Origin of the sequence: Paenibacillus glycinis (genome assembly GCF_009909185.1) — a bacterium.
Taxonomy (GTDB): domain Bacteria; phylum Bacillota; class Bacilli; order Paenibacillales; family Paenibacillaceae; genus Paenibacillus_Z; species Paenibacillus_Z glycinis.
In genome coordinates this window covers 120,829-141,624 of sequence record NZ_JAAAMV010000005.1, presented here as the reverse complement: position 1 = coordinate 141,624, position 20,796 = coordinate 120,829, and the positions used below count along the sequence as shown (strand labels likewise).

General features: G+C 62.9%; 16 protein-coding genes. 14 read left to right on the top strand and 2 right to left on the bottom strand.

Translation table 11 applies throughout. From position 1 onward, the window contains the following. Positions 1-111 precede the first annotated feature (111 nt). The 5 genes from GT019_RS10390 (at position 112) to GT019_RS10370 (ending at position 5,512) form a co-directional block, all read left to right on the top strand. Positions 112-1,986, top strand: coding sequence for a 3-oxoacyl-[acyl-carrier-protein] synthase III C-terminal domain-containing protein (locus GT019_RS10390; protein WP_161743075.1), 1,875 nt, complete (start codon positions 112-114; stop codon positions 1,984-1,986). Then, on the top strand, positions 1,983-2,933 hold the full coding sequence (locus GT019_RS10385) for a DUF6999 family protein (RefSeq protein WP_201755329.1): 951 nt from the start codon (positions 1,983-1,985) through the stop codon (positions 2,931-2,933). Before GT019_RS10390 ends, GT019_RS10385 begins: the two co-directional genes overlap by 4 nt. Positions 2,934-2,992: 59 nt before the next feature. Beyond that, complete coding sequence (locus tag GT019_RS10380) at positions 2,993-3,838, top strand: DNA-primase RepB domain-containing protein (protein WP_161743074.1); 846 nt, start codon at positions 2,993-2,995, stop codon at positions 3,836-3,838. Positions 3,839-4,073: 235 nt separating this feature from the next. Next, entirely contained in the window at positions 4,074-4,454 is a 381-nt protein-coding gene (locus tag GT019_RS10375) for an ArsR/SmtB family transcription factor (protein WP_161743073.1), read from the top strand. A gap of 14 nt (positions 4,455-4,468) precedes the next feature. Beyond that, positions 4,469-5,512 (top strand): cation diffusion facilitator family transporter, encoded by a 1,044-nt coding sequence (locus GT019_RS10370; RefSeq protein WP_161743072.1) that lies wholly within the window; start codon positions 4,469-4,471, stop codon positions 5,510-5,512. Between the two features lie 63 nt (positions 5,513-5,575). On the opposite strand, the gene GT019_RS10365 is transcribed toward GT019_RS10370, so the two are convergent. Beyond that, positions 5,576-5,905: a YrdB family protein gene (locus tag GT019_RS10365; RefSeq protein WP_161743071.1), complete on the bottom strand. Its 330-nt coding sequence runs from the start codon at positions 5,903-5,905 to the stop codon at positions 5,576-5,578. 298 nt (positions 5,906-6,203) lie between these two features. Here GT019_RS10365 and GT019_RS10360 point away from each other — a divergent pair, with 298 nt between their 5' ends. From GT019_RS10360 to GT019_RS10340, 5 genes are all read left to right on the top strand, one after another. Then, complete coding sequence (locus GT019_RS10360; protein ID WP_235947601.1) at positions 6,204-7,469, top strand: ABC transporter substrate-binding protein; 1,266 nt, start codon at positions 6,204-6,206, stop codon at positions 7,467-7,469. A gap of 24 nt (positions 7,470-7,493) precedes the next feature. After that, complete coding sequence (locus GT019_RS10355) at positions 7,494-9,326, top strand: ABC transporter permease (protein WP_201755328.1); 1,833 nt, start codon at positions 7,494-7,496, stop codon at positions 9,324-9,326. Position 9,327: 1 nt separating this feature from the next. After that, positions 9,328-10,467, top strand: coding sequence for an ABC transporter ATP-binding protein (locus GT019_RS10350; RefSeq protein ID WP_161743070.1), 1,140 nt, complete (start codon positions 9,328-9,330; stop codon positions 10,465-10,467). After that, on the top strand, positions 10,464-11,222 hold the full coding sequence (locus tag GT019_RS10345; protein WP_161743069.1) for a PHP-associated domain-containing protein: 759 nt from the start codon (positions 10,464-10,466) through the stop codon (positions 11,220-11,222). Before GT019_RS10350 ends, GT019_RS10345 begins: the two co-directional genes overlap by 4 nt. Before the next feature lie 243 nt (positions 11,223-11,465). After that, a complete protein-coding gene (locus GT019_RS10340) occupies positions 11,466-12,302 on the top strand; it encodes a MurR/RpiR family transcriptional regulator (RefSeq protein WP_161743068.1) in 837 nt (278 codons plus the stop codon). 586 nt (positions 12,303-12,888) lie between these two features. Here the strand turns inward: GT019_RS10340 and GT019_RS10335 are convergent. Continuing rightward, on the bottom strand, positions 12,889-13,773 hold the full coding sequence (locus GT019_RS10335) for a helix-turn-helix transcriptional regulator (RefSeq protein ID WP_161743067.1): 885 nt from the start codon (positions 13,771-13,773) through the stop codon (positions 12,889-12,891). A gap of 193 nt (positions 13,774-13,966) precedes the next feature. On the opposite strand from GT019_RS10335, the gene GT019_RS10330 reads away from it, so the two are divergent. The 4 genes from GT019_RS10330 (at position 13,967) to GT019_RS10315 (ending at position 20,712) form a co-directional block, all read left to right on the top strand. Further along, positions 13,967-14,749, top strand: a complete 783-nt coding sequence (locus GT019_RS10330) for an SDR family NAD(P)-dependent oxidoreductase (protein WP_161743066.1) — start codon at positions 13,967-13,969, stop codon at positions 14,747-14,749. 95 nt (positions 14,750-14,844) lie between these two features. Further along, the gene (locus GT019_RS10325) at positions 14,845-15,942 is read left to right on the top strand and encodes a mandelate racemase/muconate lactonizing enzyme family protein (protein WP_161743065.1); all 1,098 of its coding nucleotides are present in this window, start codon (positions 14,845-14,847) and stop codon (positions 15,940-15,942) included. 1 nt (position 15,943) lies between these two features. Further along, positions 15,944-18,289 carry a glycoside hydrolase family 95 protein gene (locus GT019_RS10320; RefSeq protein ID WP_161743064.1) on the top strand — a complete coding sequence of 782 codons (2,346 nt, stop codon included), beginning with the start codon at positions 15,944-15,946 and terminating at the stop codon, positions 18,287-18,289. Positions 18,290-18,414: 125 nt separating this feature from the next. After that, entirely contained in the window at positions 18,415-20,712 is a 2,298-nt protein-coding gene (locus tag GT019_RS10315; protein WP_161743063.1) for a helix-turn-helix transcriptional regulator, read from the top strand. The last annotated feature ends 84 nt before the right edge of the window (positions 20,713-20,796 follow it).

The window sequence follows — 20,796 nt, the reverse complement described above, 5'->3', positions numbered from 1 at the left end:
TGCCATTGCCCGCCAAGGGTACCAAGGAAAGATGGTACTAGGCATCCGGGGCGTCCGCGCCGATGATTAGGGCACGCAGCTACCTGCGAATACGGGAATGGAGGCATGCGCATGAACACGTCCGTCTATATCACGAGCATCGGCAAGTTTCTGCCGGGCCAGCCGGTGGGCAATGACGAAATCGAAGATTACCTCGGCCGGATCGGCGGAAAGGGCTCGAAATCGAAACGGCGGATTCTCGAGCAGAATGGCATCCTTTACCGGCATTACGCCATCGATAAGGATCAGCGGAGCTTGTATTCGAACGCGGAGATGGCCTCCTACGCGATCCGCAACGCGCTGGACCGGAGCGCGGAGGCGCTGGAGGACAAGGTCGGATTCCTCGCCGCGGCGACGACGCAGGGCGACCTCCTCGTGCCCGGCTTCGCCAGCATGGTCCATGCCGAGAGCGGACTGCCGGCGATGGAAGCCGCCACCCACGACGGCGTATGCGCGAGCGGCATGCATGCGCTGAAGAACGCCTTCCTGCAGGTGCGGTCCGGCGAGCACAAGGCCGCGGTCGCCTGCGCCAGCGAGTTTCCGAGCCGCGCGTTCAAGCATGAACGGTTCGAGGCGCAGGCGGCTTATGCGAGCCAACCGCTGCCGTTCGATACCGATTTTCTCCGCTTCATGCTCTCCGACGGCGCGGGCGCGGCCGTGCTGCAGGACCGGCCGTCGGCGGCGGGCCTGTCCCTGCGGATCGAATGGATCGATAACCGCTCGTATGCGAACCGCTACGAGGCCTGCATGTACGCGGGCGCGAACAAGGAAGGGAGCGCATTCGGCTCCTGGCTCGATTACCCTTCCGTCCGCGCGGCGGCGGATGACGGGGCGATGAACCTGAAGCAGGATATCCGGCTCGTGAACGAGATGCCGAAGGTCGGCGTGAACCGGTTCTTCGAGCTCGTGGAGGAGGGACGGGTCGACCCGGCGGCGATCGATTGGATGGTGTGCCATTATTCGTCCCATTTCTTCCGCGAGGAGATCTTCCGGCTGCTGCGCCTCGGCGGGATGACGATTCCGGAGGAGAAATGGTTCACGAATCTGTACGCGAAGGGAAACACGGGCGCGGCCTCGATCTATATCATGCTGGAAGAGCTGCTGAACGGCGGGCATCTGGCTCCGGGCGAGCGGGTGCTGTGCATGGTGCCCGAGAGCGGGCGCTTCCAGACGTCGTATATGCTGCTGACCGTCGTGGGATCGCATGCCCTCGGGCAGGGCAGCCGGCCCGCGATCGAAGAGCGTCCGCCGGCAGCGCCGCAGCTCGATTACGACCGGACGAACGACGTTCAAGAGCGGCTGGTGCGCCAGCTCGTGCAGGTATGGATCGATTTCGAGCAAAGGCTGGCCCGCGTTCCCGTCATCGATAAGCTGTATCGCCGTAAATTCACGCTGGACGATTATAAGTCGTTGATGGAAAACATCCGCCAGCAGGTTATCGACGGCTCGCAGTGGATCGCCCGCGCGGCGTCCTATATCGCGATCGAGCATATCGATCTCCGCTCGGCGTTCATCGCCCATGCGCGCGACGAGCATCGGGATTACGAGCTGCTGGAGCGGAATTATGCCGCCGTCGGCGGCGAGCCGGCCGCCATCCGGACCGGGGAGAAGAACATCGGCAGCGAGGCGCTGTCCGCCTACCTGTTCCAGCGGGCGAGCCGCGACAATCCGTACGACCTCATCGGCGCGATGTGGATCATCGAAGGGCTCGGCTGCCGGATGGCGCGCTATTGGGGCGAGCTAATCCGCGACCAGCTGCGGCTGACGGACGAACAGGTCTCGTTCCTGCTCTACCACGGCGATTCGGACGAGAAGCATTTCGAACGGCTGGAAGCGGTCGTGCGACATCCCATGCTGACGGCGGACATCGCCGCTCGGATCGTGAAGACGGCCAAGACGACGGCGCGCCTGTACCTGCTGCAGCTGGAGGAGCTGGGGAACGCATGATGAGCGACAAGGACTATTTCGACCGGATGCCGCATGACAGCGGCGATCCCAATCCGTTTCTGGCGATCTTCCTCGACCGGAGCATCCCGTTCGACGAGGAGGCGAAGGCGGCGTACCTGCGGGACTGCGCCAGCCGTTCGCGGCAGTTTCTGCTGCCCGTGCTGCGGCCGTTCGCGCGGCTGCTCATCATGCTGCTGCAGGTATACAAAATTGTCGTGCCGAAGGCGCTCACGTCCTCCAAGCTGCTGCACCGGGTGCTGTACCTGGGCATGCGGACGTTCGTCAGCCCGAGCGCCAACACCATGATTTTGCGGCATTTCTACCTGGGCTCGGAGGTGCTGCGGTTCATTCGCGACAACGTGCCGGACGCGGACATTCCGCTCCGTCCGCTGAAGCCGACGAATCTGGAGCCGGTGAAGGAGGAGCTGTTCCTGGTCCATGACCTCAACCTGTACAATTTCGTCATCAACCTGAACCGCGAGCTGCAAAGCAAAGGCATCGAGGTGACGAAGCGGGAGCGGCTGAATTTCGACGGCATCACGTCGACGCCGATTCCGATCGAGCCCATGCCGAGGCGCTGGACCAATTTCATGGACCTGACGACGGCCATCGAGTGCTTCACGCCGGTGTACCAGCTGTTCCTGACCGACAACGATTTCTGGCGCGCGACCAATTCGCTGCAGCTGGACGAGACGATCGGCATCCTGGCTTCCAAAATCGTCGGCAGCAACGACCGGCTCGCCCTGATCAACAACAAGCACCCGATGGTGCCGCTGACGACGCTGCGCGCCGGCTTCCGTCTCGTCCTCCACGGGCTGGCGACGGAGCAGCTGCACGCGCTGCTCGTGGAGCTGAAGCGGAAGCAGGCGGAAGAGGATCGGCGAATAACCGGTTCTCCCCTGATTACGGGTACGGGCGACCACACGGGCGGCATCGCGGCCGAATAAGATTGTTTAAGATCGTTAAAGGCGCGTGTCGTCAGCCTAATTCAGAGGGATGTGATTCCGTGGAGCAGCGATTGCACCTGCATGCCAGCCGCATGCAGCTGCGTTCCCGCCAATTCCGGCAATTTATCAGGAAGCTCGGCTGCAAGAGAAGCCAGACGCTGTTTTTTACGCTCGTCCACGACACGATGGCGCGCAAGCCCGTCCTGCCCGTCTCGCGGAGCAAGGCGCGGGCGATGACGCTGCATAAGCCGATGAACCAGCTGGAGCGCCGGCTGTCGCGGATTACGCTGCTAACCCGTACCAATAAGCCCGTGCCGCTGATGCGCAAAAACGACGCCGGCTACGCGGTGTTCATGACCGTGAACCATCGGAAGCAGGCGGGCGGCGACTTCCAGGCGGTTCGCGCGCATTTCATCGACGTCGACCTCAATAAAATCGCCGAATGGCTGTCGACGAGCGAGGAGGCGGAGCGCCGCATGCAGGAGCTGCAGGCGGATCCCGTGGAGCAGGTCGAATCGGTCACGGTGACGCTCACCGGGCAGGGACGTTACCGGCTGCTCGCCCAGCGGGGCAGGCGCAGGGTGAGGCAGCTGAAACGGAAGTTTCTCGCCAAGCACCGGAAGCGCGTCCGCGGCGCGATGATCGTCGAAACCAAGAACGGCTTCCACATCTATTGGCCCGTCCGCAAAGGGACGATCGGCCGGTTCGTCTCCATCCAGCAGGCGCTCGTCCGCAAGTTCAACTCCGATCCCAAAATCACGGACCTCGCCCGCGTCATGCGCGTGCCCGGCTTTTACCACCGCAAGAACCCCGCCAGCCCTTACCTCGTTCGCGTGAAGCGCTGGGGGAGGAAGCGGCCGTTTACGCAGGCCGAGCTCATCCGGCGGCTCTCTTTATCCTTGTGAGCATCGCCGACGCGGCGGCGATGCCGTCCGAATACGCAAAAATGGCTTCGCGGCGCGATGTGCGCTGCAAGCCATTTCCGTATGCGCGGAAGGCCCCCGTTCAGGACCCCGTCGAAAATAACCGCGCGCGGATCGCCCCGTCATTCTTGAACGCCAAGCCTCCGTTATGCTACACTCCATATATGAATACTTGCTCATATATTAATGATAATTATTACGATTCGGGGTGCTGGCCATGGAAAACCTGGTTGCGAACCAAGACGAAACAAAAGACCTCTGCGAGGTGACCATCATCCATGACGACGTGGTCGCGGAGGCGAGCAAAATCCAGCTGAACGAGGATACGGCCGTGAAGATGGCCAGCTTCTACCAAGCGCTTGGCGACCCGACGCGGCTGCGCATCGTGCACACGCTGATCCACGCGGAGATGTGCGTCTGCGACCTGGCGGCCGTGCTGGAGATGACCCAGTCCTCGATTTCCCATCAATTGCGGTACTTGAGAAATCTCGCGCTCATCAAGCGCCGCAAGGTCGGCCGCATGGTCTATTACAGCATCGACGACGAGCACGTGCTGACGCTGTTCGAGACCGGCCTTGCCCATATCTCGCATAAGTAAAGGGGAATCCGTTGATGAGCCACAACCATTCGCACGGCCATGATCACGGCCACGGCCACGGCGACGTCTTCCATTCGCACGCGCCGATCGGCAAAATGAAGCAGGCGTTCTTCCTCAGCTTCGTCATTCTGGCGGTGGAGCTCGTCGGGGGCTTCATCTCGCACAGCCTGGCGCTGCTGTCGGATGCCGGGCATGTCCTGACCGACATCGCGGCGATCGGGCTGTCCTGGTACGCCATGCGCCAGTCGCTCAAGGCGCCGTCGGAGGGCTACACGTTCGGGTATCACCGCTCGGGGATCCTGGCCGCTTTCATTAACGCAGTGTCGTTGATCTTGATCGCATTCGTGATCCTATGGGAGGCCGTCCAGCGGTTCCAATCGCCGCAGGAGGTCGGCAGCACCTGGATGTTCATCGGAGCGGGCGTCGGGCTGATCATGAATTTGTACCTGGGGCTCGGACTGAGCAAGGAAGACAACGTGAACGTCAAGAGCGCGGTGCTGCATATGCTCGGCGACGCGGCGGCATCGGCGGGGGTCATCGTCGGCGGGATCATCATTCATTTTACGGGCTGGTACGTCATCGATCCGATTCTCAGCGTATTGATCGCGCTCTTGATCGCGGTCGGGGCGGTGGGCTTGGTCCGCGAGACGATCCGCATCCTGATGGAAGCGACCCCGAAGGACGTCGATATCCGGAAAGTCGCCGACACGATTCGTTCCGTGGACGGCGTTCATGCCGTGCACGATCTCCACGTATGGAGCATCACCAGCGGCAAAAACGCGCTGTCCTGCCATGTGACCTTGGACGGCCAGACGACGATCGAGCGCAGCCAGACGATCCTGCGGGACATCGAGCATCGCCTGCTGCATCTGGGCATCGGGCACTGCACCGTGCAGATGGAGGACGACAAGCACCCGCACGCCGACACGATGCTGTGCTGCGACGCGGAGCCGGCGCATGCGCATGGGCATTCGGGCCATGAGCACGAACAGCATGCGCATGGCGGCGGGCAGCAAGGTCACGAACACCAAGACCGCGAGCAAGGTCGCGGACATTAAGCGACAGCGCCTCTCCCGGATCGGGAGCAACGGAAGCCGAACGTCCTCCGGGACGTTCGGCTTTTAGCGTTTCAACGCGCGCGACAGCACCACTTCGACGATCGCGACGAGCAGGAACAACGTGGCCAGCTTATGCTGTCCGGACAGATACAGGACGGCGGCGGCCGAGCCGAAGACGATGAGCTGGAGCACGAACCGAATCGAAGCGGAGACGGGGATGGAGGCCTTGGGCGCGATGAAGGTTCCCCACAGGACCGCGACGAGCACCGGCGACCCGATTCCCGTCAGCGCCCTCACCCAATGCTCGGCCCCCTTCAGATGAAAGCCCCAGTAACAGAAGGCCGCAAGCGCGCACAGCTCCAAGAGAAAGAAGATCAAATCGATCAGGATCATCCCGAAATCCTCCTTTTATGGCTTCCCTATTGTAATCGTATTCCAGGCCGCCGGTTTTAGCAATGAAATCGCTATCGTCCGGAGATGGCCGTCATTCGGAGGTTTCGTCGGCGGAGCGGCGGCATGCGGAATGAATAAAATGGATATAAAATTATTATTTTTAGTAAATAAATATTTTTTTACCAAAAATCAATGTTCCCGTAATACGCTTCTTACATTCCGGACCTATAGTCATGAAGGGAGACGAAAACCAAACAGATGCGGCCGTGCGCCCATCGCTTAGGAGGATAACATGAACATGTTAAACCGGCTACATACGAATAAGCCCGCGAAGGCGGCGCTCGTGCTCGCATCCGCGATTCTGATCCTGACGGCCTGCGGCCAAACGAACGATGCCGACGGCGCGAACGCAAGCGGCGGCAATAACGCAAGCGCGAACGCTGGCGGACAAGCGGCGAACGAAACGGCGGCAGCCGGCAACGACGCGGCGGGGAACGCCGGCGGCAACGCGGCGGACGCTTCGGCCTCGGCGGATTCGGCCGACGCCCTGTACGCCAAAGCGAAGGAAGAAGGCAAGCTCATCGTATACTCCACGTCCGGACGCGCCAACGACGCCGCCGAGACGTTCATGAAGCAATATCCCGAGATCAAGGTCGAAGTGAGCAAGGTCAAATCCGACGAGATCCTGGACAAGGTGACCAAGGAGCAGGACGCGGGCCAGTTCAACCCCGACGTCATCATCACGAAGGAAGTGAGCGGCGCGGTCGAGGAAGAGATGGTCAAGCCGGGACGCTACCTCAAATATTTGCCGGCGGACATCGCCCCGATGGTGGACGAGCCGTACCGCACCCAAGCGGAAGCCTATGCCAACTACGTGGAATTCCGGACGATCTTCTATAATGCCAAGCATTACGCGGAAGTGCCCGTGAAGAACTGGTGGGACCTCACGACGCCGGAATTCAAAGGCAAAGTATACACGGCCGATCCGCTCAGCTCGCCGGCGTTCATGGATTTGTTCACGACGATGGTCGTCAACAGCGACGACATGGCCGCCGCGTACAAAGAGAAGTTCGGCAAGGACATCGAGCTGCACGGCACCGAAAACGCCGGCTACGAATACATCCAGGAACTGTTCGACAACGGTCTGATCGTGCTCAAGGGCAGCGACGACGTACTCGACGCGATCGGCAAGGCGGACAGAGACGCGGTCGGACTCGCGGTATCGGGCGACGTCTCCAAGAACGAAGAGAACGGCTGGACGATTCAGCCGATCTACGACATCAAGCCGAAGACGTCCGTGCCGGATTCCGGCTACTTCTTCCTCGCGAACAAAGCGCCGCACGAGGCGGCCGCGAAGCTGTTCGTCCGCTGGATGATGGGCGAGACCGACGGCAAGGGAGCGGGACTCGATCCGTTCAACCAAGTGGGCTCGTGGGTGCCGCGTTCCGACGTGCAGACGAAGAACGACATTCCGTACGAATCGCTGAACCTGTGGGCGTTCGACGGCGAAGCGCTGTACAATACCGCGCCGAAGGTGCGCGACTTCTGGATCAAGCAAAAGTAATTCACGGCAAGGGTGGAGAGAGCATTGGCGAACATACCGGCGCCGGAGGGCCGCCGTCACCGGACGCGGCTGCATAACCGAACCTTGAATTGGCTGCGTAATCCCGTTCATTCGATCGGGGCTGCAGCCCTTCTCTTTTTGGCCTATACGATCGTCTGGCCCGTTCTGAAAATCGCGTACACGACGTTCGTCTGGCGGCAGCAGGACGTCCGCCTGACGGGCGCCGCGAACCCCGGCCATTTCACGCTGTACCATTGGACCCGCGTGCTGGCCAGCGACATGAGCGCGTCGCTGTTCTACAAGCCGATCCTGAACTCGCTGGCCGTCGGCGCGACCGTCTCGGCGCTCTCGCTGGTCATCGGGTGCAGCCTGGCGTGGCTCGTGACGCGGACGGACATCCCGCTCAAGCGGACGATCTCGTTCCTCGCGGTCATCCCGTACCTGCTCCCGGCCTGGATCCTGTCGCAGGCATGGCTGACGTTCTTCAAGAACGGCAAGATCGGCGGGACGCCCGGCATCCTGCAGTCGCTGCTCCACGTGTCGCCGCCCGACTGGCTGTCGTACGGGTTCGTGCCGATCGTGATCTCCCTGTCGATTCACGACAGCGTGTTCTTCTTCCTGATCGTCGGCGCCGCGCTCAGCTCGATGAACAGCCAGCTCGAGGAAGCGGCGAGCGTGGCGGGGGCGAGGCGGCTGACCGTCCTGCGGCGAATCGTCATGCCGCTCGTGCTGCCCTCGATCCTGTCGGGGTTCATCCTGATCTTCACGAAGGCGATCAGTTCGTACGGGGTGCCGGCGCTGCTCGGCACGCCCGTCAATTTCTACATGATCTCGACCATGCTGTATTCCAGCATGCGTTCGCGGCTCACGACGGAGGCGAACGTGCTCAGCCTGACGCTGATGCTCATCTCCATGCTGACGATCTACCTGAACCAGCGGGCCGTCGGACGCCGGCGAAGCTTCGTGACCGTGACCGGCAAGGGCAGCGCGCGGAGGCTGACGCCGCTCGGCCCGTGGCGATTCCCGGCGGCGACGGCGGCGGCGCTGATCATGGCGGCGGTCGCCGTCGTGCCGCTGCTCGTGCTGCTGGCGCAATCGTTCATGCTGAAGGAAGGCGTCTACAGACTAAGCAATTTCACGACGCATTATTGGTGGGGCGGCTCCGACCCGGACATCAACACGGGGGAGAAGGGCGTCATGCAGAACCCGATCTTCCTGCTCGCGCTCAAGAACTCGCTCTATATCGCGGGGGCGGCGTCCGTCGTGGCGTCCGTGACCGGGCTGGTGCTCGGCTATATCGTGGCGCGGGGCAGGCAGTCCTGGCTCGGGCGGGCGGTGGATCAGGTCTCGTTCCTGCCGTACCTCATTCCGGGCGTCTCGCTCTCCGAGCTGTACATCTCGATGTTCGCCAAGCCGACCTTGTTCATCCCGGCGCTCTACGGCACGATCGGGCTGCTCATTCTGATCACCGTCGTGAAGGAGCTGCCGTTCACCGTCAAAGCGGGCAGCGCCGCGATGATGCAGATCGGCACGGAGCTCGAGGAGGCCGCGCAGCTCGGCGGCGCCTCGTGGCTGACGCGGTTCCGCCGGATCCTGCTGCCGCTGAACCGCAAAAGCCTCGTCTCCGTGTTCCTGCTCGTGTTCATCGGCGCGATGAAGGAGATGGAGCTGATCATCATGCTCGTCACGCCGCGGACCGAGACGCTGACGACGCTCACCTTCTATTACGCGGAGAAGTGCTACGAGCAGCTGACCAACGTGATCCTGATGATCATCATCGCCATCGTCGTCGCGGTGTACGCCGTGGCGGTCAAGCTCGGCAAGGCGGACCTGACGCAAGGGATAGGAGGTCAATGACATGACGGCAATCGAATTGAAGGACATTCAAGTGCGGCTGCAGCAGAAGCAGGTGCTGGACGGGATCGATTTGACCATCGAGCAGGGGGATTTCATCACCTTCCTCGGTCCGTCCGGCTGCGGCAAGACGACCTTGCTGCGCACGATCGCGGGGCTGCAGCGGGCGGACGGCGGCACGATCCGGATCGGCGGCCGCGAAGTCGCGAACGGCGATACCGATTACCACATGGAGCCTTCGAAGCGAGGGCTCAGCCTCGTGTTCCAGAGCTACGCGCTGTGGCCGCATATGACGGTGTTCGAGAACGTGGCGTTCGGCCTGCAGGTGCGCAGGCTGGCCAAAGCGGACGTCAAGCGGAGCGTGCAGAACGCGCTGGAGAAGATGCGCATCCCGGAGCTGTCCGGGCGTTATCCCGGCGAGCTGTCCGGCGGGCAGCAGCAGCGCGTGGCGATCGCGCGCGCCATCGTGACGCAGCCGGACATCCTGCTGCTCGACGAGCCGCTCTCCAATCTCGACGCGAAGCTGCGGGTGGAGATGCGGGCGGAGCTGAAGCGGCTGCATCAGGAACTGAACACGACGATCATCTACGTCACCCATGACCAGCACGAGGCGCTGTCGCTGTCGACGCGCGTCGCGGTATTCTTCGGCGGGCGCATCGTGCAGACGGACAAGCCGCGGCAGCTGTACAAGCATCCGCGGACGCTGCAGGTGGCGGATTTCATCGGCAGCGGCGGCCTGCATACGAATCGCTTGGAAGGCGTCATCGCGCTGGAAAGCGGACGGGCATGGCTGAAGACGCCCGTCGCGGCGATCGCGCTGGAGGAAGCCGGGCTTGCGGCGCTGCGGGAAGTGGTGCTGACGATCAAGCCGGAGGACATCCGGCTGTACGACCGTCAAGGGCCGGACCGCGTGACGGCCGAGGTAGAGGCGGTGTTCCCGTCCGGGGCGGAGACGCTCGTGCAGCTGAATGCCGGGGGAGCCGCCATGATGGCGCGCGTCATCGGCGACGCGGATTATGAGCCGGGGGCCGTGCTCTATGCGGACCTGCGCAAGGAACAAATGAATTTTTACGACAAACGGACGGGCATGCGGCTGGAAAACGTCGCGCCGATTATCGAACCTACTGGAGGATACGCATCATGAACATCGATTTTCACATCCACGTGAAGCTTTCCAAGAAAACGAACTTCGAGCTCGAGCATTTCGCGAGCATGATCGACGAGGCGAAGGCGCAGGGATTGGACGCGATCACGCTGACCGAGCATTTCAACACGCACCGGTTCGAGGACGTGTACGGCACGCTCGACACGCTGTACCCGTGCAACGATCACTATTATAATGTAGATGGCTTCCGCATCTTCACGGGCATGGAGGTCGACATCGCCGAAGGCGGGCATATACTGGTCAGCGGGCCGAAGGACAAGCTGCTGGAGGTGCGCGCGGCGTTGGACGGCCATACGGCGCCGGACCGTTTCATCGGACTCGCGCAGCTGTTCGAGCTCTGCGAGCCGCGCGGCATGATGGTCATCGGCGGCCATCCGTTCCGCGAATCGAACCCGCTCTTTCATATCGACCGCGAGCTGCTGCGCCGTTTTGACGCCTTCGACTTGAATGGCAAAGACCTGCACGAGATCGGCATTCAGGAAAACATCGCGAAGGTGCTGACGCTCGGCGAGGAGCTCGGCGTTCCGGTCGTGGCGGGCAGCGACGCGCATCAGATGTTCCAGGTGGGCTGCGTGTACAACGCGTTCGCCGGGCAGTTCGAGACCATCGCGGAGCTGAAGGCCGCGATCCGGGCGGGCGCGTACAAACGCGTGCTGTCGCCGTCGCTCGATCTGCAGGTGCGCGCGGCGAATCTGGTGAAGAAGCTGCTCAAGAAGAAGAAGGAAGTCGTCTGATCGCGTTGCGGTCGGGACAATAAGGGTTGCGCGGCTGCGCGCAAGTGGACCGGACCGCGCCGGCCGGGCAGATGCGGCGCGGACGTTGACCGGAGCTCCGGCAGGGCTTGCGCGGCGGATCGAGAACGGTCCAGCGCAGAGGTAACCCAAGCGGAAGCGGGAGATACGTTCGCGGGGTCGAGGAGAAGCTGCGGCGCAGGCTGCGCGGGCTGAACGCAGGCAATCGGAAGCGGGGGAAGCGGCATGGAGGCATTTTTCACGGGCAGGAAATTCACGCGGGGCCATCAGCGCCTCGCCGATTATATAAGCAAGCACATGGACGGTATTCCGTTCATGGTCGAAGAGGACTTGGCGCAGGCGTGCCAGGTCAGCATCTCCACCGTCTCGCGGTTCTGGGGGGAGATCGGCTGCCGGAACCTGAAGGATTTCAAGCAGCGGGTGAAGGACGAGGTGCTGCTCTCGCCGAGCCGCAAGCTGCAATCCGCCTTCGATAAAGTCGGCGGCGGCGACGGCGCGGGCGCGAACGTGCTGGCGACGGCGGATTACCTGCGGCAGTCGGCGGACCGTCTTGAGCAGGCGGCGTTCGACGCGGCGGTCGCCTTGCTGGGCGATGCGGCGACGGTGCACGTCTACGGACCGGGCTCGGCCGAGTCGCTGACGGCGCTCGTGGATTTCCGGTTGACCCGGTTCGGCTTCTCCGTCCGGCGGCTGGCCCGCGGAGGGCATGAGCTATTCGACCAGCTCATCCATGTGCGGGAGGGCGACGCCATCGTCGTCTTCGGCTTCGTCTCCGAATCGCCGGAGATGGCGGTGCTGCTCGATTTCGCCAAGGAACGCGGCTGCCGGACGCTGCTCATCACCGACCTCGTCGTCAGCGACATGCTGGCGAAGGCGGACGTGCAGCTCTACGCGGCCCGCGGCCAGCTGTGGGAGTTTCACTCCATGGTGGCGGCGGTCGCCGTCATCGAGACGCTCATCGTCGCGGTCGGCAAGCAGCGGGAGGAGCAGGCGCTGCACAACGGCGAGGAGCTGCACCGGCTGCGCCGGCAGTATCAGAAGTGGCTGCCGAAGAACGTTTGACGGGGATGGATACAAGGCTCACGCTGCCGTACTGGCCGTCTAGCGGACGGGATGGATGGAGTGGAGGACGTTTGCGGCGTGCCGGTCAACGGTTGTGATCGGCGCATAATGCTGCATTTCTGCAGGAGTTTCTCGCCGCTAACGCCGAAGAGAGCGAAATTACTGCGAATATGCAGTAAATAGCTGCAGAATTCGTTTCGAAGCCGAGATTAGGCCGTTATTCCTGCGGATTTGCAGGAATTCCGTCTTCGGTGGACAATCAATGTGATAATGCTGCACAAATGCAGGATTTTTCATCTTTCGAGGGCTAGTCCCAGGTCATTGCAATTGACCTGGGACTAGTCCTCTTTAAATGGCGTGAACAGAAGGTCATGAAGCTGCGATCTTGTACGCCGGCATAGCGTTCCTTCGCCCGTTAGTCGGCCAAGTTCTCCTCGGCCCGTAGAGTCGACCTTGAGCTCCGCCAGAGTAAGCCGTGCATGCCTCAGCGCGTGAAGTCGGCCATGTGCACCTCTGTTCATACAACCGCGAGTTCCGCCAAAATAAGCCGTGCGTTCCTCCGCACGGCCGCCGCCGCGTCACCGGCTCACTCGCCGTCCGCGCCCTCCGGCCGTTCCCGGCGCGGATTCAGCCGATACTGCTTCGGGCTGACGCCGTAATACGCGGTGAAATGGCGGGTGAACGGATGGATCGACGGATACCCGAGCCGCTCGGCGATCGCCGTGATGTTGAGCTCGCTCTCTTGCAGCAGATGGAGCGCGCGTCTCATCCACAGCCGGTGCTGGTATGCCTTGGGCGTCATGCCCGTCTCGCGGAGGAACAGCTCGTGGAAATACGTCCGCTTGAGGCCGCACAAGGTCCACCACTGCTCGACCGTTTCGCGGCGCTCCGGGTTCGTCTCCAGCTGCTCCAGCAGGCGGAGGATCCGGTAATCCCGCGGCTGGCGCGTATGGACGGCGTTATGCCAGCTGAGCATCCAGGCGTACAGCAGGCTGTTGACCGTCTCGTTCCGGTAGAGGCTCAGCTCGTTGTTCAGCCGCACGATATGCAGGAACGCATCGTACAGATGCGGATACGGCTGCAGCGAGAAGGCGCCCGGCAGGGCATCCAGCTCGCCGCACGGCTCCGCCGCCGCCGCTTCGGGCAGCCGGAACGGATTCGGCGCATAGATGAAGGTCCGGTGCAGCGAGACGGGAGCGCGGTTATCCCACAGGTCGCAGTACAGGTTATGGGAAGCGAGCGGATGCTCCGGCGAGATATGGAACGCATGCGGCTGGCCGGGCCGAAGGAAGATCAGCGTGCGTTTCTCGATGGGATAGCGCGCGCCTTCGATCTCCATCTCGCCCGGGCCGTCGGTGAATAGATGAAAAGCATAGACGCTGCAGACGCGAAGCGCCTCGTTGGAGCTTCCGTCATAGCGGTAAGGCATGGAATCGCCGACGAACGGGGTCAGCTCCGCCAAGGTTTTCATAGCGCATTCCTCCGCGAACGTGGTAGTCGTATCTAAGCGAGAATACCGGATGAATCGTCAACTTTTTGGATGGGCGAGCAAATACGGATTTCAACGTCCATGATACGATAAACGGACAGGGAAGAAAAGACGCGCCATGCCGGCCCGCGGATGCGCAGCCTCGGAAGCGTGCATGCAAGAGGAGGGGATAGCCATGCGGTTTGCGGGGCAAATCGTGCTGGTGACCGGCGGCGGCTCGGGCATCGGCGAGACGAGCGCGCTGAGCTTCGCCGCAGAGGGGGCCTCAGTCGTCGTCGCCGACTGGAACGAAGCGGACGGCCAGCGGACGGCAGAGCGGATCAATGCGCAACAACCCGCGAGGGAGGACGGACGTCCCCGCGCGATCGCGGTCCGCACGGACGTCTCCCTCGAGGCGGACGTGCGGAAGCTGATCAAGACGGCCATCGAGACCTACGGCAGGCTCGACGTGCTGTATAACAACGCCGCGGTCATTCATCCGGGCCGGCTCGAGGATATCGAAGAAAACGCTTTCGACCGGCTCATGAGCGTGAACGTCAAAGGCGTCTTCCTCGCGATCAAGCATGCGATCCCCCATCTGCGCGCCACGAAGGGGCGGATCGTCAACATGTCGTCGCTCGGCGGATTGACGGGCCAGGCGAACAATACGGTCTATGCGGCTTCCAAGGGAGCCATCGTCGCCATGACCAAGTCGCTCGCGCTCGATTACGCGCCGGACGGGGTGCGCGTCAACTGCCTCTGCCCGGCCGGCGTCTCGACGCCCCTGCTGAACGCATGGGTGCGGCGGCAGGCGGACCCGGAGCAGGCGGAGCAGGCGCTGCGCGACATGCACCCGCTCGGCCGCCCCGCGACGCCGGAGGAGATCGCGGACGCGGTGCTGTTCCTTGCGAGCAGCCAGTCCGCGTTCGTCACCGGCGTCGCGCTGCCCGTCGAAGGCGGCGCTTCTTTAGGCTATTAACCTTTAAGGCAGCGAAGGAAAGGCGAGCGACGCCCATTTACCAACGTAACAATACATGCGACATCCATCCAACCTAACGAAAAGAGGTTATTTACATGCTCATTACCAAAGTCGAAACCTTCGTGCTTCACGTGCCGATCACGCCGCCGATCACGGATGCCATCAACGCCGCCACCCACTGGGGCTTGTCCGGCGTGCGGATCTTCACCGACGAAGGGATCACGGGCTGCGGCTACACGGGCACCTGCGCGTTCGGCGACGAGATGATCGTCGACACGATCGACCGCTACTACGCGCCGGAGCTGATCGGCAAGGACCCGTTCATGGTTAAGGAGCTGTGGGATACGATGCGCTTCGGCAAGATGCACTGGATCGGACGCGCCGGCGTGACGCACATGGCGCTCGCGGCCGTGGACATCGCGCTCTGGGACATCATGGCGAAGGCGTCGAACAAGCCGCTCTGGCAGTACCTCGGCGGACACAAGAGCAAGGGCATCAAAGCCTACAACACGAACGGCGGCTGGCTGAACTGGTCGAAGGAACGTCTGCTGAAGGACGTCGTCGAGATCGTCGAGCAGGGCTTCGCGGGCGTCAAGATCAAGGTCGGCCGGCCGGATCCGCGCGAGGACTACGACCGCGTCAAGGCGGTGCGCCAAGCCATCGGCGAGGACCCGATCTTCATGATCGACGTCAACCAGCAGTGGAACATCAATACGGCGATGACATGGGGCAAGCGCCTCGAGGAGTTCGACCTGTTCTGGCTGGAAGAGCCGCTGAACCCGGACGACATCATGGGCCACAAGAAGCTCGCGGACGAGCTGAACGTGCCGATCGCGCTCGGCGAGCATGTGTACAACAAATACGCCTTCCGCGATTATATCCATAACGGCGCGCTGGAATATTGCCAGGTCGACGTGACGCGCGTCGCGGGTATCACCGAATGGCTGCAGGTGGCGGGACTCGCCGCCGCGTACGACGTGCCGGTTTGCCCGCATGTCGGCGACATGGGCCAGATCCATCAGCATCTGGTGGCCGCGACGCTAGGCGCGTTCATGCTGGAGTACATCCCGTGGATCCGCCATATCTTCGAGGAGCCGGCGACGATCGAGAACGGCTTCTACGTGCTGCCGCAAATGCCGGGCGCGTCCACGGATATCCTTCCGAAATACTTCGCCGAATACCGGGTGCGCTAAGATGAGCGGGATGAAACTGACCTTTAACGGTCCGGCGGACGGATGGAAGCAGGGGCTGCCGCTCGGCAACGGCCGCCTCGGCGCGGTCGCGCACGGCGGCGCCGCCGGCGAGACGTGGTGCGTGACGGAAGCGACCTATTGGTCGGGCCGAGCCGAGCCGCCCGCGACGCCGTCGCGCGGCAAGGCCGACGTGGCCGCGATGCGCGAGCTCTTCTACGCCGGCGATTATGCCGCCGGCGAAGAGATGGCGAGCCGGCTGCTGCAGGCGGAGAAAGGGAACTTCGGCACGAACCTGTCGCTGTGCGACGTCGTGCTGTCCTTCGGCGGAGGCGCGCCGTCCGAGGATGCGGGCGCGGGACTCGTGCGCGGGCTGAATCTGGAGGAGGCGATCTACCGCGCCGATTTCGCCAGCCCCGCATCGCCGGGCATCAGCCGAGAGCTGCTCGCCTCGCATCCCGACAACGTGCTCGCCGCGCGGCTTTGGAGCGGCGCGGACTCCGCGGGCGGGGTGACGTTCGCGCTCCGGCTGGAAGGCCGGACGGATCGCTTCGAAGCCGAAGTATCGGGCGAGGGCGCGCTCGCGTTCACGAGCCAAGCAACGGAAACGATGCACAGCGACGGGACCTGCGGCGTTCTCGCGCGCGGCGCGGTCAAGATCGTGGCGCGCGGGGGCACGGTCGCGGCGGCGGACGGGGCGATCGTCGTGGACGACGCCGACGAAGCGTATGTCTATTTCGCCGTGGAGACGGACTATCTCCAGCCGGACGGTTCATGGGCGCAGGCCGCCGCGGGCCGGGCGGAAGCGGCGGCCGCGAAGGGCTACGCGGCGATCCGCGCGGCGCATATCGCCGACTACCGCGCGCTGTACGCGCGGGTCGAGGCCGACTTCGGCGATTCCGGCGCCTCGGCGCTGCCGCTCGGCGAACGGACGCGGCGCCTCCGCGAAGGCCATGACGATCCGCAGCTGTTCGCGCTGTTCTTTCAATACGGCCGCTACTTGACGATTGCCGGCTCGCGCGCGGACTCGGTGCTCCCGATGCATCTGCAGGGCATCTGGAACGACGGCGAAGCGAACCGGATGGCGTGGAGTTGCGACTACCACCTCGACGTCAACACGGAGATGAACTATTATCCGACGGAAGCCGCGAACCTGGCGGAGTGCCACGCGCCGTTGATGCGCTACGTCGAGCGGCTGGCGGAAGCGGGCCGGGCGACGGCGCAGGCGTATTACGGCAGCGTGGGCTGGGTCGCGCACGTGTTCTCGAACGCATGGGGCTTCACGTCGCCGGGCTGGCATTATTCGTGGGGCCTCAACGTCACGGGCGGCTTGTGGATCGCGAACCAGCTGCGCCTCCATTACGAATATGGCCTCGACGAGCGGTTCCTGCGCGATACGGCGTATCCGGTGCTGAAGGAAGCGGCGCGCTTCTATCTGGACTACATGACGGTGCATCCGGAATACGGCTGGCTCGTGACGGGACCGTCGAATTCGCCGGAGAACAGCTTCTATACCGAAGGCGGCGCGGAGCGGTCCTACACGCTCTCGATGGGGCCGACGATGGATCAGTCGCTCGTCCGCGATTTGTTCGAATTTTGCGCCTCGGCCAGCGAGCGTTTAGGCGCGGACGAAGCGCTGCGGGAACGTCTCCGCGAGGCGATCGCGCTCCTGCCGCCGCTGCGGGTCGGCGCGAACGGCGGGCTGCAGGAGTGGCTGATGGATTACGGCGAAGCGCAGCCGGACCACCGGCATTTGTCGCATCTGTACGCGCTGTACCCGGGAAATCAGATCACGCCGCAGGGCACGCCGGAGCTGAGCGAAGCCGCGCGCAAGACGCTGACCTCGCGGATGCGGGACGAGGGGCTAGAGGACGTGGAATTCACGCTCGCCCTGTTCGCGGCGAATTTCGCCCGGCTGCATGACGGCGGTCGCGCGTACGACCAGCTGTCGTACCTGATCGGCGAGCTCTGCTTCGACAACCTGCTCACGTATTCCAAGGCGGGCATCGCCGGGGCGGAGACGAACATTTTCGTCGCGGACGGGAACTTCGGCGGCGCGGCGGCCATCGCGGAGATGATCCTGCAAAGCCACGCCGGCGAGATTCATCTGCTGCCCGCGCTGCCGGAGCAATGGCGCACGGGACGGATGACGGGGCTGCGGGCGAAGGGCAACGCCCAGGTTGATCTGGTCTGGCGGGACGGCGAGCTCGCCGAAGCGGCGATCCATGCGTTCGCGCCGCTCCGGACCGTCGTGCGATATGGCGGCCAGGCGTTGCCGGTCGCGCTCGAAACGGGCGGCAGCCGGCGGTTCGACCGCGCAGCGTTCTTGGCCGGCGAGCAGGCGAGATAGATCGGTGGCGGGCAACCGCAGGCGTTTTTTCGCGCCCGCGGTTGTTTTTGCTTTTGCATCCGGGATTGCATAAGGCGGGACAGGCGATATAATGGATGAGACACGGAAAGTAGGGGGAACGACGCGTGAGCAGGCATTCCAGGATTTTTCGCAGCTTCTTGATATCATATATCGTGATCCTGATCATTCCGAGCTTGGCCGGCTACATGTCTTATCGCACGTCGATCGCCGTGACGCAATCCATCTCCATCGAGAACAGCTTGACCCAGCTCCAGAAAAGCCAGCAGATGCTCGAGCGGCGGATGGCCGAGGTCGAGGGCTTCACGCGGCAGCTGGCCCTCAATCAGGACCTGTACGTGCTGATGAACGAGAAGCAGGGGGACGGGGACGGCAACGTATACGGCATTTGGAAGATTATGCGGGAGGTCATGGTGTTCAGCCAGACCAATGATTTTCTGAAAAACTATTACATTTACCTGCGCAACTACAATGTCGTGCTGACGCCGGGCTCGGCCTACTTCAGACCGGAGCATTATTACGAGAACGCGCATTATGCCGACATGAATTTCGCCCAGTGGCAGACGAAGCTGCTGAACCAAGCGCACAGCCGCGAAGTGTTGCCGCTGATGCCTTTTTCGTTGAACGGCGCGCAAACTTCCGTTATCTCGTATATGCAATCGCTTCCATTGGATAGCTTCGGCAAGCAATCGCCCGCGACGGTCGTCGTGCTGATCGATCAGAAGACGATCGCGAGCCTGCTCTCGGGCGTAAAGGACCGGTACGGCGGCTGGACCTACGTCAGCGACGAGCACGGCAACGCGGTCAGCATGTCCGGCATCGGCGAGGACGACATCAAGGCAATCAACGCCGACAGCGCTTTCGATGCGACGAAGCAGAGCCAGTTCTACCAAGACGATCTCGTCATTACGACGCGTTCGGCCTCCACGGGCTGGGTGTACCGGGCCGGCATCCCGCGGAAGGCGCTGATGGAGAACGCGAACACGATCAAATACATCTCCTGGTCGGTCACCGGCGCGGCGCTGCTGATCGGGCTGATCGTCGGCTGGTTCCTCTCGCACCGGAACAGCGCGCCGATCAACCGCCTGCTCGGCGTCGTGCGGGAGCAGTTCGGCAAGGACGAGCCGATCGGCCGCAACGCCTACGATTTCCTGCAGGGGAATATCTCGACCATCATCTCGAGCAACCGGGTGCTCGAGCAGGAGCTGAACCGGCAGCTGCCGCTCATTCGCGACGCGTTCTTGAGGCGGCTGATCGCGGGCGAATTCCAGACGCGGGAGGAGATTCAGGCGGCCGCGGCCCAAGCGGATACCGGTCTGGCGCTGCGCAAAGGCTACGTCGGCATTCTGCACGTGCACGGCTACGCCGGGCTCGATACCGTCGAGATCCTGAACGAGCTCAGCGCGGCGCGGCTGCTCCTGAAGCAGAGCCTGCGCGATGTCGATAGCCGGATTCTCATGACCGACCTCGGGTCAGACCGGGTCGTCGCGATCTTCGCGTGCGCCGAGGAAGCAGCGGACGAGGATCCCTCCCGGGCGGCCATTCAGGCGGTGCTCGATCCGTTCGCGGCGTTCATGTTCGGCGAATACAAAATCACGGTGACCGGCTCCTTCGGCGATCCGTTCGCCTCCGACATGGAAGTCAGCCGCTCGTACGAGCAGGCGAAGGAAACGATGGGCTACGCCGATTACATGCAGCGGAAGGGATTTCTCTGGTACGCGGATATCCGTCAGGAGAGCACGACGTATTATTATCCGCTCGACATGGAGCTGCGGCTCATCAGCACGATCCGCGCCGGGGAAGAGGACGAGGCGAAGCGCATCGTGCAGTCCGTCATGCAGCAAAATACGGAAGACCGCGAATTGTCGCCGGAGATGGCGAACCAGCTGATCGGCGAGCTGAAGGGCACGCTGCTGAAGCTTCTCGACCAGAAGGCGTTCGCCGAATCCGAGCGATTCGAAGACGCGAAGAACCGCATCATGGAGATCCAATTGACCGGCTCGATCGAAGCCATCCGAAACGAGCTTTACGCTATCATCGAAGCGATGTGCGGGATGATCACGAGCAAGAAGAACGACCTGCACATCCGGACGGTGGAACAGATCAAGCAATTCGTCGCCGAGCAGTTCTCCGATGCCGACCTGACGCTGTACCGGATCGCGGAGCAGGCCGAGCGGCCGGAGAAATACATCTCGCAATTGTTCAAGGAAGTGACGGGCACGAACTTGTCCGATCACCTGGAGAAGGTGCGGATGGACAATGCCGCGCAGCTGCTGCGGGACAAGTCGCTGACCGTGGACGAAATCGCCGTGCAGGTCGGCTACAACAGCTCGCACTCGTTCCGCCGCGCCTTCAAGCGGGTCATGGGCGTGGCGCCGAGCGCCTTCCGGCAGTCGTTCGACTGACCTTCGGCCGCAGCGAAGCCGCCGCGCGTCGGCGGTATGCTCGCAACGGCCAGCGGGCCCGAACCCGACGACCAAGCATTTCAA